This window comes from Micromonospora cabrerizensis, from assembly GCF_022230955.1.
Lineage (GTDB): Bacteria > Actinomycetota > Actinomycetes > Mycobacteriales > Micromonosporaceae > Micromonospora > Micromonospora cabrerizensis.
In genome coordinates, this window is record NZ_JAKKFI010000013.1 from 1 (window position 1) to 13411 (window position 13411).

The 13411-nt window shown below is 69.4% G+C and carries 12 protein-coding genes and 1 tRNA gene; 7 read left to right on the forward strand and 6 right to left on the reverse strand.

All coding sequences use genetic code 11. The annotated features are described in order from the left end of the window. Window positions 1-114 precede the first annotated feature (114 nt). A complete protein-coding gene (locus LADH09A_RS01660; protein ID WP_238643041.1) occupies window positions 115-1311 on the forward strand; it encodes a hypothetical protein in 1197 nt (398 codons plus the stop codon). Window positions 1312-1435: 124 nt separating this feature from the next. On the opposite strand, the gene LADH09A_RS01665 is transcribed toward LADH09A_RS01660, so the two are convergent. Then, window positions 1436-2518, reverse strand: coding sequence for an NAD-dependent epimerase/dehydratase family protein (locus LADH09A_RS01665; RefSeq protein ID WP_238642956.1), 1083 nt, complete (start codon window positions 2516-2518; stop codon window positions 1436-1438). Window positions 2519-2659: 141 nt separating this feature from the next. After that, window positions 2660-2962, reverse strand: a complete 303-nt coding sequence (locus tag LADH09A_RS01670) for a hypothetical protein (protein WP_238642957.1) — start codon at window positions 2960-2962, stop codon at window positions 2660-2662. A 162-nt stretch (window positions 2963-3124) separates the two neighbouring features. On the opposite strand from LADH09A_RS01670, the gene LADH09A_RS01675 reads away from it, so the two are divergent. Further along, window positions 3125-3196 (forward strand) — tRNA-Lys (locus LADH09A_RS01675). Between the two features lie 65 nt (window positions 3197-3261). Here the strand turns inward: LADH09A_RS01675 and LADH09A_RS01680 are convergent. Then, entirely contained in the window at window positions 3262-3420 is a 159-nt protein-coding gene (locus LADH09A_RS01680; protein WP_238642958.1) for a hypothetical protein, read from the reverse strand. A 291-nt stretch (window positions 3421-3711) separates the two neighbouring features. On the opposite strand from LADH09A_RS01680, the gene LADH09A_RS01685 reads away from it, so the two are divergent. From LADH09A_RS01685 to LADH09A_RS01700, 4 genes are all read left to right on the forward strand, one after another. After that, window positions 3712-4482: an IclR family transcriptional regulator gene (locus tag LADH09A_RS01685; RefSeq protein WP_238642959.1), complete on the forward strand. Its 771-nt coding sequence runs from the start codon at window positions 3712-3714 to the stop codon at window positions 4480-4482. A gap of 319 nt (window positions 4483-4801) precedes the next feature. Further along, window positions 4802-6232, forward strand: a complete 1431-nt coding sequence (locus LADH09A_RS01690) for an extracellular solute-binding protein (RefSeq protein ID WP_238642960.1) — start codon at window positions 4802-4804, stop codon at window positions 6230-6232. 125 nt (window positions 6233-6357) lie between these two features. Next, the gene (locus tag LADH09A_RS01695) at window positions 6358-8265 is read left to right on the forward strand and encodes an ABC transporter permease (RefSeq protein WP_238642961.1); all 1908 of its coding nucleotides are present in this window, start codon (window positions 6358-6360) and stop codon (window positions 8263-8265) included. 79 nt (window positions 8266-8344) lie between these two features. Beyond that, window positions 8345-9931, forward strand: coding sequence for a hypothetical protein (locus tag LADH09A_RS01700; protein WP_238642962.1), 1587 nt, complete (start codon window positions 8345-8347; stop codon window positions 9929-9931). A 97-nt stretch (window positions 9932-10028) separates the two neighbouring features. Here the strand turns inward: LADH09A_RS01700 and LADH09A_RS01705 are convergent, their stop codons facing one another. After that, window positions 10029-10976, reverse strand: a complete 948-nt coding sequence (locus tag LADH09A_RS01705; protein ID WP_238642963.1) for a GNAT family N-acetyltransferase — start codon at window positions 10974-10976, stop codon at window positions 10029-10031. Next, window positions 10973-11584, reverse strand: coding sequence for a dihydrofolate reductase family protein (locus LADH09A_RS01710; RefSeq protein WP_238642964.1), 612 nt, complete (start codon window positions 11582-11584; stop codon window positions 10973-10975). The genes LADH09A_RS01705 and LADH09A_RS01710 overlap by 4 nt, the downstream gene beginning before the upstream one ends. 135 nt (window positions 11585-11719) lie before the next feature. On the opposite strand from LADH09A_RS01710, the gene LADH09A_RS01715 reads away from it, so the two are divergent. Then, window positions 11720-12598, forward strand: a complete 879-nt coding sequence (locus LADH09A_RS01715) for a LysR family transcriptional regulator (protein WP_238642965.1) — start codon at window positions 11720-11722, stop codon at window positions 12596-12598. A 34-nt stretch (window positions 12599-12632) separates the two neighbouring features. Here LADH09A_RS01715 and LADH09A_RS01720 read toward each other — a convergent pair whose 3' ends face one another. Further along, entirely contained in the window at window positions 12633-13373 is a 741-nt protein-coding gene (locus LADH09A_RS01720; RefSeq protein WP_238642966.1) for a hypothetical protein, read from the reverse strand. Window positions 13374-13411: the final 38 nt, after the last annotated feature.

Here is a 13411-nt window from a genome sequence, read left to right on the forward strand (position 1 = left end):
GGGCGGCGGGCGGTGGCGAGCGGCGGTGGCCGTGGCCGTGGCTTAGCGGTGCATTAAACCGGCACGGCGGATTCGTCGGGACGCCGGTGCGACTCCTAGCATCACGGGGTGCGCATGACGTCGCTTGCCGCTCTGCTCGTCCTCGGTGTCGCCACCGCGACCCTGCCCGCCTGCGCGCCCAACGACCCGGCCCCCGCCTTCGAGGCCGGCGCGTCCGCTTCGCCGACGGCACCGACCAGCGCGCAGGGCGAAGCACCGGAGGTCCGCGACGGCCTCGGTGGCCCAGGGGCCAGCGCGAGCCCGAAGCCCGCCGAGAAGGTGCTCGCGGCCGGCAACCCGAACGGCAGGGCCACCGTGCCGGCCGAGGCGCGGGCGGTGGACACCTCGAAGCCGACCCGGACCATCGGCACCGGCACCCCGGCGAGCTGCACCTCCGCGGCCGTCGTGAAGGCGGTCGCGGCCGGCGGTGTCATCACGTTCAACTGCGGGCCGGCCCCGGTGACGATCAAGATGACCGCCACCGCGAAGGTCCGCAACGCCAACGGGCCCAAGATCGTGCTGGACGGCGGCGGCAAGGTCACGCTGAGCGGCCAGGGCCAGCGCCGCATCCTCTACATGAACACCTGCGACGGGGCCCAGGGCTGGACCACCTCGCACTGCCAGAACCAGGACCACCCGCAGCTCACCGTGCAGAACCTGACGTTCGCCGACGGCAACTCCACCGGCGACAAGGCCGAGGGCGGCGGCGGTGGGGCGATCTTCGTCCGCGGTGGGCGGTTCAAGGTGGTCAACTCGCGCTTCGTCCGCAACCGCTGCGACCGCACCGGCCCCGACCTGGGCGGCGCGGCCATCCGGGTGCTCAGCCAGCATGAGAACAAGCCGGTGTACGTGGTGGGCAGCACCTTCGGCGGCACCGCCGGCCAGGGCGGCTCCTGCTCCAACGGGGGCGCGCTGAGCAGCATCGGCGTCTCCTGGGTGGTGCTGAACAGCGTGCTCAGCCACAACGAGGCGATCGGCAGCGGCGCCAACCCGGCGAAGTCCGGCACCCCGGGCGGCGGCAGCGGTGGCGCGATCTACTGCGACGGCAACGAGTTCACCGTACGGATCGCCGGCACGATCATCGAGAACAACAAGGCCAACGAGGGCGGCGGTGCGGTCTTCTTCGTGAGCAACAACCGCACCGGCACCATGAAGATCGAAAACTCGACCCTGCGCCGCAACCCGAGCGGCAAGTTCGAGACGCGCGGCTTCCCCGGCATCTTCTTCCTGGGTGCCCAGAACCCCACGGTAACGGGCTCCAAACTGAGCTGACCCGGCCTGCGGCCCGCCCCGGTGCGGCTGCGCCTCCGCCCCGGTGATCAAGAGGTTTCGGTCACCGGGGCCCGGTTTTCTGACCGAAACCTCTTGATCACCGGGGCCAGCCAGCGGGTTGGGGTCAGTAGGGGTTGCCCTGGCCCGGCGGGCGGGCTTCGAGCAGGGCTGCGGGGCGGCCCGGCAGGTCGCGTGCGCCGGACATCGGCGGGCTTCCCGTGTGGGCGCCGTCGGCCATGCCGGCGAAGAGTTCCTTGAGCGCCGTCAGCGCGGTGATCGTGGGCTGCCAGCCCAGCTCGGTCTCCGCCCGCTCGCTGGACATCAGCGGGGCGTTCAGACCCAGCTCCACCCAGCCCGCGTCGACCGGCTGGAGGCGCGCCCGCCAGGTCAGCGCCGCCGCCGCCCGCAGCACCGGCGCGGCGACCGGCACCGTCCAACCGTGGAAGTGCCGGGCCACCAGCTCCGGGCTGAGCACCGGGTCCGCGGCGAGGTTGAAGGCGCCGCGCGCATCACCCATCACCGCCCGGGTGTACGCATCGGCCACGTCATCGGCGTGCACCGCCTGCATCCGCAACCGGCGGTTCGTCGGCACCAGGGGAATCCGGCCGAAGCGCAGCAGCCGAACCGGTGCCAGAGGGCCCAGGAAGTAGCGGGTGATCTCCGTGCCGGCGGCCCGCTGGAAGATCAACCCGGGTCGCATCCGCACCACCCGCAGAGTCGGGTGTTCCCGCTCCACCCCGTCCAGCAGCGCCTCCACCTCGGCCTTGTGCTCGCTGTACGACGAGCCGGGCACGCCGGTGGCCGGCCACCGCTCGCTGATCGGGTGGTCCTTCGGGCCGGGCGCGTAGACGCCGACCGACGAGGCGTACACCAGAGCCGGAACACCGGCCTGGACCACCGCGTCGATCACCGCCCGACTGCCGTCGACGTTGGTCCTCCGCAGCACCCGCTGGTCGTGGCTGGGCTGGATCTGCCAGGCCAGGTGCACCACCGCGTCCGCACCGGCGAACACCTCGGCGAGTTGCCCCGCCGCTCCCGGCGCGCCGATGTCGCAGGAGTGCCACTCCACCTGGTCGTACGGCTCGCCGGCGTCCGGGCCGGGCAACCGCCGGACCACCCCGGCCAGCTCCACGCCCCGCTCCCGGCGCAGCCGCCGCAGCAGCGCCGTACCGACGTTGCCACTCGCCCCCACCACCACGATCCGCATGTCCGACCCCGTACCCGCCCAGCAGCAGCTCAACCACCCACCCGCCGGCGGCCTGCGGCTTGCCGCTTGATCCACTCGGCTTCCTGAAAGTCGCGGTATCCCGGCGGGCACGACACCCCGACTTCCGGAAACCCGAGTCGATCAAGGGCGAGGAGACTCCCGGACCCAGCCGTGCTTCTCCGTCCCACGTCGGCCGGTGGTGGCCGCCAGACAACGCGGACAGATCCAGCCCACCGCGTCAGCCTCGGTGAGCACGTCGGTGCCCGAGTAGTCGAAGCGCACGTGCGGGAAACGACGCAGCCTGGTCCGGCTGAGAGCCAGGCCGCACACGGTCTGGTTCTGACCGGGCCGCCAGGCGTGCACCTCGCCACCCGGCTGGCGTACGCCGTCCGGCCCGATCTCCTCACCCGACGCCGCCACGGCCGGGATACTGCTCGCCCTCATGACTGTCCCGGTTCCCCGCCGGCCCACACCCATGCGTCGCCTGATCAATCTCACCGCACCAGCACTGATGATCGGCACGGCGAGCGCTGGCTGACGCAGGCATCGACGGCCGGCCGGAAGCCGAGAGTCGCCGACGCTCACCGTCGGGTAACCTGAGCGCGCGGGCCGCTAGCTCAATGGCAGAGCTGTGGACTTTTAATCCATAGGTTCAGGGTTCGAGTCCCTGGCGGCCCACCTCTTACCCATCCTGAGCTGCAAGAACCCCGAGCGAAGATCATCGGGCACAGCCGGGGCACAAGCTAGATCCGATCTTGCCCGGTGGAAGGTTCCCCCCGCTTGCCGTCTGCCTGCCGCAGCAGGTTGCCGACCAGGCCGCGCGGACGGTCCTTTTTCGGCAACCAGTGGACGTAGGTTTCCAGGGTGATCCGCAGGTTGGCGTGCCGTAGCGCCTTCTGCACCTCCTGCGGCTCGACGCCGTCCTGCCCGTCCTGCGCGCCCGCCTGCGCGACCCGCAGGTCGGCGGCATGGTGAAGGACGCCATCGCCGACATCGAGCAGTTCCTCGACCTCCCGCCCGGCGCCATGCGGGGATAGACACCCAACCAGGCTCGATGGCGCGGGATGCGCCGGGCCACCGCGCGGGAGCGCTGGTCCGGAACCTGGCGCCAGCGGCTGACGCAGTTATCCTCTTCAGGTGCTGGCCCGTGGAGATCGTTGACACGGGTCCGGCGCTGCGAAGGGACTCTCGACATGCCCCGTGTCGTACCGGCGGTCATCCGCGCACTCGACGTCCTCGAATTGTTCCTGGACTGCCCTGAACTGTCGGCCCGCCAGGTGATGGAGCGGCTCGACCTGCCCCGGACCACCGTCCACGAACTGCTCGTCACGCTCGAGGCTCGCTCGTACCTGATCTCCGTTCCGGGCCAGCCGGTGCACTATCGGCTCGGCATGCCGCTGTTCCAGCTCGGCGCGGCGTTCGCCGGCCGGCTTGACCTGGTCCGCGAGGCGCAGTGCGTCGCGCGGGACGTGGCCGCCGCCTGCGACGAGGCCGTCCACGTGGCCGTGCTCGACGGTGCCGATGTCATCTACCTCGTCAAGTTCGACAGCACGCACCCGGTCCGGATGGTCTCTGCGGTCGGGCGGCGGCTGCCGGCCCACTGCACGGCGGTCGGCAAGATCCTGCTGTCCGCCCTCGACGAGGCGGGCCTGGACGCCGTCCTGACGAAGGGCGACCTGCCGGGCATGACGCCGGACAGCATCACCGACCCGGACCGTCTACGCGAGCATCTCGATCGTGTCCGGGCGGACGACGTGGCGGTCGACATCGGTGAGTCTGACAGCGCCATGCGTTGCGTCGCCGCGGGGATCCGAGACCATTCCGGCACCACCATCGCCGCGATGAGCCTGTCCGCGCCGATCATCCGGTGGACGCCCGAGGCGCACGTGGAGTGGACCGGGCTGATTCGTGAGGGCGCGGCCGCGCTGTCCACACAGATGGGCTACCGGGCCCCGCCTCGATAGCCGACCTCCCGCTTTCGGCTCGAAACCACATCGAAACATTGACACTTGTAAGAGCGCTGCTCTAGCGTCGCGTCCACTCGATGCGATATCTCGAACTCAGTTCGAAATCTCGAACGGTGGTGGTCTCGTGGCCCGACCGAACTGGAACGTCAGCGCTGCTATCTCGGCCCGGTCGCCGATCGCCTCAACGCACTGATCGATGTGGGCGGCTTTTCCTGGTCGCCGTCATGGAGACACACCCGGAGCACGAGCACTGAGGTGATCGTCGAGCACGCCGTCGGCGTGCAGGGGTGCGGGGACTTGGAGGAGGCGAATGTCCATGGAAAACAATCCAGCCTGGTCACGGCGCGGCTTTCTGGGGATGGGGGTGGGAGTGCTCGGCGCGGCCGGTCTGGCCGCGTGCGGGGGCGAGTCCGACTCACCCACCAAGGTGCAGCCGGAGGTTCCGCAGGAGCTGATCGACGCCGCGGCGGCGATGAAGGGCTCCTCGATGGGGATGCTGTCGCAGAAGTTGTACTCGACGGCCGCGAACGACGCCCTCGACAGCTCGATCAAGAAGTTCGCCGACACCACCGGAACGAAGATCGAGAACAGTCTGGTCCAGGCCGACGCCGGTGACGTGGTGGCCAAGATCGACGCCGAGGTCAAGGGCGGGGTGGCGCGTGACCTGGCGTTCATGACCGACTCACGGTTCGTCGCGCAGTTCCAGGCGCTGGGCGACCTGGAGGACGTGACGGACGTCGTCCAGGCGCTGACGGCCAGATACGGCGAACCCTGCGCCGAGGCCAAGAACTTCTGCGTATTCGACGGCAAGTGGTTCGCAATCCCGTACCACTTCATCGGGATCGGGTCGTTCCTGCGCAAGGACTGGATGCAGGACAAGGGCATCTCCCCCAAGGACATCTACAGCTGGGAAGAGCTGCGGGATGTGTGCCTGGAGATCTCCGATCCCGCCAAGCGCCGGTTTGGCTGGGGCATGACGGTGAACCGGTCCGGTGACGGCAACGGAATGATCGAGGCGCTGATCAACGCCTACGGGGGGTCGATCGCCTCCAACGACGGCCGGAAGGTCACCTTCAACTCCCCCGAGACGGTGCAGGCGGTGACCTTCCTGGGCGATATCTACACCAACCCCAGGTACAAGCCGATGCTGCCGCCCGGGGTGGCGAGCTGGACCGACACCAGCAACAACGAGAACTGGCTCGCCGGGGTCCTCGGCTACACCCGCAACCAGTTCAGCGTCTACGCGGACTCCAGGACCAAGAAGAACCCGGTGCACGCGAACACCCACGTGTTCTCCGACTGCATCGGGCCGGCGACCAGCAACCCCCTGCTGCTCGGCCAGTCGCAGGGATTCGTCGTCTTCAAGGGCGCCAAGAACCCCGGGCTCGCCAAGCTCCTGGCGCAGTACCTGGTCAGCGCGCCCGCGCTGCTCGGGGTGGCGAAGGAAGCGCCCGGCCTGGTGATGCCCGCCTGGGAGAAGGTCTGGGATGCCGACCCGTTCTTCACCAGCGGCGACCCGGCGTTCCCCATGCTGCGCAAGATCACTGAATTGAAGCTGCCGCTGAACACGAAGAACGGCCTGGCCTTCCCGCAGAAGGCCAGCGCGGGCCAGCAGGCGGTGGGGTCGGCCTACGTCCTCACCGACATGATGCAGCAGGTCGTTCAGGGAACTGCGCCGTCGCAGGCCGTGACGACCGCCCACGAGAAGATGGTGCAGATCTTCACCCAGCAGGGGATGCCGCAGTGAGGTCGGTTCGTCCTGCGCGGGTCCCGGCGGCGAGGAAGTCCCCGCCGCCGGGACCCGGCTCTCTCACGGCGACCCAGCGGCGGCTGGGTCGTGACTGGCGGTTGGCGGCACTGTTCCTGGCACCGATGGCTGTGCTGGTCGGCAGCCTGGTCCTCGTGCCGATCGCCCGGTCGATCCTCACCAGCACCACGGAACGGCACGGGCAGGACACCGTGTTCGTCGGTCTGGACAACTACCTCGCCCTCGTCGGTGACGAGCAGTTCCACACCGGCGTGGTGAACTCGTTCGTCTTCACCGCGTACGCCGAGGTGTTCAAGGTCGTGCTGGGGTTGTCCGCGGCCCTGCTGCTGCACCATCGACGCCGCGGGCGGGCCGTGCTGGCGGGGTTGCTCCTGGTGCCGTGGGTGGTGCCGACGGTGGTGACCGCGTTCAGCTGGCGCGCGCTGCTCGACCCGATCTTCGGCAGCGTCAACACGCTGCTCACCGCCACCGGGATCGGGCCGCTGCTGGCCAGCGCGCACCTGGTCGACAGTTGGCCGGCCGGCTGGCTGTCCGACCCGTCGCTGGCCATGCCGTCGGTGATCCTCGTCAACGTCTGGAAGGGCGTGCCGTTCTTCACCGTGTGTTTCCTCGCGGGGTTGAAGGCCATCCCGGCGGACCTCTACGAGGCGGCGACCATCGACGGCGCCTCGTCGTGGCAGCGGTTCGCCAACGTGACGCTGCCCGGACTTCGCCACGTGATCACCGTGACGGTGACCCTGTCGTCGATCTGGACGTTCAACAACTTCGACCTCGTCTGGTTGCTGACCCAGGGCGGGCCGGGCGACGTGACCGCACCGTACGTGCTCGTCGCGTACTCGAAGGCGATCCTGCAACTGCAGTACGGCGCGGGGGCGGCGGTCACGCTCGTCATGCTGCCGGTCATCGGCGGGCTGGTGTTCGTCCTGGTCCGGTTGTTGCGCCAGGACACCAGCATCAAACTGCCCCGGCGACGCCGGCCAGCGTGGTGGATCGGGACGCGGCGGTGGGCCGGGCCGGTGCGGAAGGCGCTGCCGTGGGTCGTCACCGCGGTGGTCACCGGCCTGCTGGTCTGGGCGTCGCCACAGATCTTCTGGAAGGCGGCGGTGGTCCTCGGGGTGATCCTGCTGATCGCGGCGGCGGTCGGCCGGGTGGTCTCGACCCTCCAGTCCCGGGGCGGTCGCCGGTCGTCGTCCGTGGTGTCGGGCCTGGGGTCCGGTGTCGCGCTGGCCGGATTGCTCTTCTTCGTGCTGGGCCCGCTGTACTGGATCGCCGTCACGGCCTTCAAGTCCGAGGGCCAGGTCGTCATGCGCACCGACGACCTGTGGCCGACGCCGTGGACCCTGGAGCAGTTCGGCGCCCTGTTCGACAACCAGCCCTTCGGCCGCTGGTACCTCAACACGCTGCTGGTGTCCGCGGCGTCGACCGCGGTGGCACTGGTCTGCGCCGCCCTGGCGGGTTACGCGCTGGCCCGGCTGCGGTTCCGCGGGGCGCAGGGCTTCACCGTCACGGTGCTGCTCACCTACGTGATGCCGGGTGCGCTGCTGTTCATCCCGCTGTACCAGATGCTCATCGGCGCGCGACTCACCGACTCGCTGTGGTCCCTGGTGGTGACGTATCCGACCTTCACGCTGCCGTTCGCCACCTGGCTGTTGGTGGGCTACTTCTCGTCGATTCCCATCGAGCTGGAGGAGGCCGCGCTGGTCGACGGCTGCACCCGCGTTCAGGCCTTCGGCCGGGTGGTGCTGCCCCTCGCCAAGCCGGGGCTGCTGGCGGTCGCGCTGTTCACCCTGACCAACGCCTGGAACGAATTCCTCTTCGCCTTCGTGTTCATCACGAAGGACGAGTACAAGACGCTGCCGGTGGGGATGCAGTCGATGATCGCCGGAGACGTCGTGCCGCAAGGCCAACTCGCCGCGGCGTCGCTGCTCGTCAGCATCCCCGTGGTCATCATGTACGCCCTCGGGCAGCGCTTCCTGACCGAAGGACTCACCGCTGGCGCGGTGAAGGGCTGATCGGCGAATTACGGTTGCGCTCCACGGCTATCTTCGGCGACAAATCCATCGAGGAATGTTGTCACACGGGGGAAAGCACATGACATCTTCGCGCCTCCGCGCGCTGGTCACGACCGCGGCCGCCGCCGCGCTCGCCCTGTCGGTCACCACACCGGTGATGGCGGCGCCGGCTGCCGGCCCGGTTCTCGAGATCACGTCGATCGCCTTCGACCGTACGCAGGTCGACGCCACACAGGACTTCGCTGTCGCCTATCTCAGCTGGACGATCACCAACCAGGCTGCCCGGGCCCAGCGGGTCAGCGGCGCGGTCGAGCTGCGCCAGTTCGACGGGGACCAGCAGATCGGCCAGCCCCGCACTGTCACGTACGACCTGGAATGGGGTCGGGCGCAGATCGGGGGTTCCGGGACCGCACAGGAGTCCACCTACTCCTACGAGTTCGTGGTGCCGCGCTACTCGTCGGCGGCCCAGACGGTCTGGCGGGTCACGAAGGTGACCATCGCCGACGACGTTGCCCATGCCCGCACGGTGCGCGACCCGGGCCCGGCGGCGCTCGCCGTGACCCAGCTCGTCGACTCCGAGGGGCCACTCGCCGAGCTGTTCTACTTCGACTTCGACCAACCGCGCGGCTTCTACGACGACGGCTCCGGGGTGACGTTGCGCTACCGGGCACACATCGTCGACGAGTCCGCGTTCAAGAAGGGCAAGATCACGCTCACCGGCCCGGGTGGTAAGCGGGTCACCTCCTCGTTCCAGGTCACCCAGAGCGGTTCGCGGTGGACCTGCAACGGTGAGACGGCCTGGGAACTGACCAGGGTCACCTGCCCTGTCTCGGTCGCTGTGCCGGCCGGCTCGCCGTCCGGCACGTGGCGGGTCTCCCGGCTCGACCTGACCGACAGTTGGGGCAACACCCGGGCCGACACCTCGCCGGATGGGCCGGCTCCCGTCCAGGTGAGCCGCAACGACGTGGTCAGTGCGTCGAACTTCGCCCTCACCGTGCCGCAGGTGAACAGCTGGCGCGGGCCGGCGTCGACGGCGCTCACCTTCACGCCGCGAGGTGCGGTCGGCGGCCTGACCTCCGTCGACGTCGACCTCGACTCGTGCTCGCAGCCGTCGCGCACGCCGGTGGTGGGTGACGACGGCACCGTCTCGGTGGAGATCGTCGTGTCGTCGGGGTGGGCCCGCTCCTGCACGATCGGCGGGGTCAAGCTGACCGACGGAGCGGGCAACGTCGCGTTCTACGGCACGGCCTACGGCGCTCCCGACCTTGGCATCACCATCACCCAGGTGCCCGACGAGAAGGCACCGGTGGTGCTCTCGGCGACGCTGCCCAAGGCGACGTGGACACAGCAGGAGACCGAGGACGCGTGGGGCCTCGGCTTCGACGTCACGTTCGAGGTGGACGAGTTCGCCCCGATCGCGGGGTTCAGCGCGACGATCTACGACAGCACCGGAGCCCCGAAGGGCGGCATGTACGGCGGTAAGCACGACGACGGCAGCGGTGTCCTCCACCTGGCGGTGTCGACCGACCGGCTGGAGCCCGGGCAGTACACGATCGGCTTCTCGCTGAACGACGAGGCCGGGAACACGAGCATGTGGAACTATCCGAACGACGCCGGGAACCCGATCCCCAACGGGCCACTGGTCCTGACCGTGGTCGCCGACTGACGTCCGGTCCGGCCCGGCCGGTGTGGCCGGGCCGGCCCGCTCCAGCCGCCGTGACCAGTGCCGCGGCCAGCGCCGCTCGTGTGGCGCTGGCCGTCGCTCATTCCCAGGCCATGTTGAGCGCGCGCTCGAAGTTGACGTAACCGGCGCGGGCGAAGGCCTTCGCCATGGGTACGTTGCCCAGGTCGGTGGCCGCGCGGATGCGTGGGACGTCCTCGGCGGCCAGGATTCGGGTGCCCTCGGCGAGGAGGCCGTCGACGTACCCGTGGCCCCGGTGTTCGGGAACGACGCCGAGGTAGGCGATCACCGGGTGGTAGGCGTTGCGCGCCGCAACGACGAACCCGACCGGCTCGCCGTTGTCGCCCAACGTGCCGATGCGCCACCACTCCCGAGGGCTGGAGTACGTGGCGAGCTCCTGCTCGTAGTGCTTGAGCGCGGCCTCGTCAGGCGACATCTGTGCCAGGTCGGCACGGCTGTGTGCGTCCAGGGTCCCGTCCAGCGCACGGGTCATCAGCGCGACCAGTTCGCCGGTGTCCAGAGCCGGGCGGAAGGCCAGTCGCTGGTCGGGCGTGGGCAGGCCCGCAGCGGGACGCCACTCCAGGCGCAGCCGTTCGACCGTCAGGCGTGCGCCGGTGTTCTCGAGGACGCCCATCCTGGTCCGCACCGCCCGGTACGCGTCCGGGTCCTCCCGCCAGTCCGCAGGAATGAAGCGACCGTATTCGGGAGGGACAGCGCCGGGTGTCAGGACCTGCCTGGCGGCGGTCTCGTACAGCACCTGCGCCACCTCGGTCAGATCCTCTGCGGTGTCGTCCACGTCGAGGATGTCCAGCAGCAGCGGAGTGCTGTCGCCGCTGCGGCCCCACCAGGCGACCCTGGCCAGCAGACGGTCGCCGCGCAGGGCCACCCACATCCACTCCGGTCGGCGGCGTTGCCCGGCGAGGTCGTCGGTCAGCTCGTGGTTGATGGTGTACGGCAGGCGGTTGAACAGGGCGATCTCGTCCGCCCCGGTGATGGGCCGGATCGTGACGGCGCTGGGAGATGCGCTCATGCGGACTCGTTCCCGGTCTGTGCGCGCGTGTAGGTGAGGAAGAGAGCGCCGCTGTCCAGGACGGTGTGGTCGGTCAGGCGCCAGGTGCGCGGTGTGAAGACGGCGTCGCGGCCGAACAGCGGGACGCCGGCGCCGATGGTCAACGGTGCCAGCTTGATGATCAGCTGGTCGATCTCGGGGTAGAGGGCACCGGCCAGGGCACCGCCGCCGATCACCCAGACGTCCTTGCCGTCGTGGCGCTTCAGCTCTCGTACGGTGGCAATGGGGTCCTCGGCCATGACCTCGACGGCCGGGTCCGGGCTGCCACCCAGCGTGCGGGAGAACACCAGGTGGCGCAGATGCGGGTACGCGTCGGTCACGCCGACCTTCAGGCCCACCTCGTAGGAGTGGCGACCTTCCAGCACGGTGTCGAACCGGCCGCCCTGGTCGGTGATGCCGAACGCCTGCCGGGCCGGACCGGGCAGGGTCTCCGGATACTCGCTGACGAGGTGGTGCAGGTAGTCCTCCGGGATGGGCCAGAAGCCGTCGGGGCCGGTGGGGTCGGCGCCGTCGGGACCGGCGATGAAGCCGTCCAGGGTGGCGGCGATGTAATACACGAGCTTGCGCACGACGATCTCCTCGTTCAGGGTGCCGGATGCTGTTCCGCTTCGACGTCCGTCAGCCTGCCGGGCGAGACCCCGGGCTACAAGATCACACCTGGTAACGTGCCATAACCCATCGCTAATGGGTGGATCGGAACAGTGATGGAACTCCGCGACATCGAAATCTTTCTGACCCTGGCGGAGGAACTGCACTTCACCCGCACCGCCGAGCGGCTGCACGTGACCCAGGCCCGGGTCAGCCAGGCGATCAAGAAGCAGGAGCGGCGGATCGGCGCCGCGCTGTTCGAGCGCAACAACCGGCAGGTGGCACTGACACCGATCGGGCAACGGCTCGTCGACGACATCCAGCCCATGTACCGAGGTCTGTGCGAGGGCATGGACCGGGCCAGGCTGGCCGCCCGCGGCAAGACCGGGGTCCTGCGGGTCGGGTCGATCGCCGTCAACCTGCACGATTTCCGCGAGTTGTTCGACGCGTTCGCGAAGGAGCATCCCGAGTGCGAGGTGCAGCTGCGGCATGTCGACTTCGGTGACCCCTTCGGTCGGCTGCGCGCCGGCGACATCGACGTGCAGATCGTGTGGCTGCCCGTCCGGGAGCCGGACCTCACCGTCGGCCCGGTCATCTACACCGAACCCATCGTGCTGGCCGTCGGGGCCACCCACCGGCTGGCCAGCCGCGCATCGGTTTCCTATGAGGACCTGGCGGACGAGACGGTCATGGGCGGTGCCCGGCCGGACTACTGGCGGGAGATCCTGGTGCCCGTACGCACACCCAGCGGGCGGTTGATCCCGATCGGCCCGTCGGTCTCCAATTTCCAGGAGATGATCCCGATCCTCGTCACGGGCGAGGCCGTCTCGCCGGTCCACGCCCAGGCCGCCCGCTACTACGCGCGACCGGACATCGCCTACGTGCCCATTTCTGACGCTCCGGCGGGCCGGTGGGGGCTGATCTGGCGTACCGGCAGCGAGACCGCACTCATCCGGTCGTTCGCGAGCACCGCGCAAGCCACAGCCGTCGGATAGCCTGCGGACGGACGGGGACGAGGGCAGGTCTGCGCTAGCCGACGGCCAGCCACACCAGGAAGACAAGCCCGACGAGCAGCGCGGTCGCACCCCACATCCGGTGCGACGAAAGGTCGCCCCTCAGCTCGCCGGCCAGCGGAGTCGCGGTGCCGGGGAGTTCCGGGAGGGACGAGGGGCGGAACACCACCGCACCCACACGCCCCTCCGACACGGGGACAGAACTGCCGGCCCGTCGCCCCGGAATGCCGCTGCGAAGGGGCAGCCAGGCCACGACCTCGACGGTCCCGGCTGGAACCGCGACGTCGTACGGGTCCCACCCGGGCAGCCGGTGCTCGATTCCCTCGACCACGACAACCGGCTTGGTGTCGTCGGCATGGGCGTTCGGGTCAAGCCACCACTGGGGCTTGATCGGGATGATCCGCAGCACGCCCTGCCCGGACGCGACCGGGATCGTGGCAGATGCCGCTTCCATCGCCACCAACTCGCGTATGGCACCCGGGGTGAGGGCCTTGCCACGTACGAAGAACAGCTTCTCGAACAGATCGGGCCCCAGCACGACAGCGAGAAGGCAGTACGTGAAGAAGAACGCCCCGCCGACGGCGGCAAGACGCCCGAGCATGTCGAACAATCGGCCAACAAGTGGGATGTCGCTGGAGAGGTCGGCCAACACCCAGAAGCCGATCGCCAACGCTCCGAAGACGGCGACGACGCCCACCATGCCGACGAGGCTGCCGCCGAGGAACCGCCAACGGCTCCCGGCGGCGTCACCTTCCACTCCTCCGACGGTAACGATGGTCGGCAAGGCGGTACGCA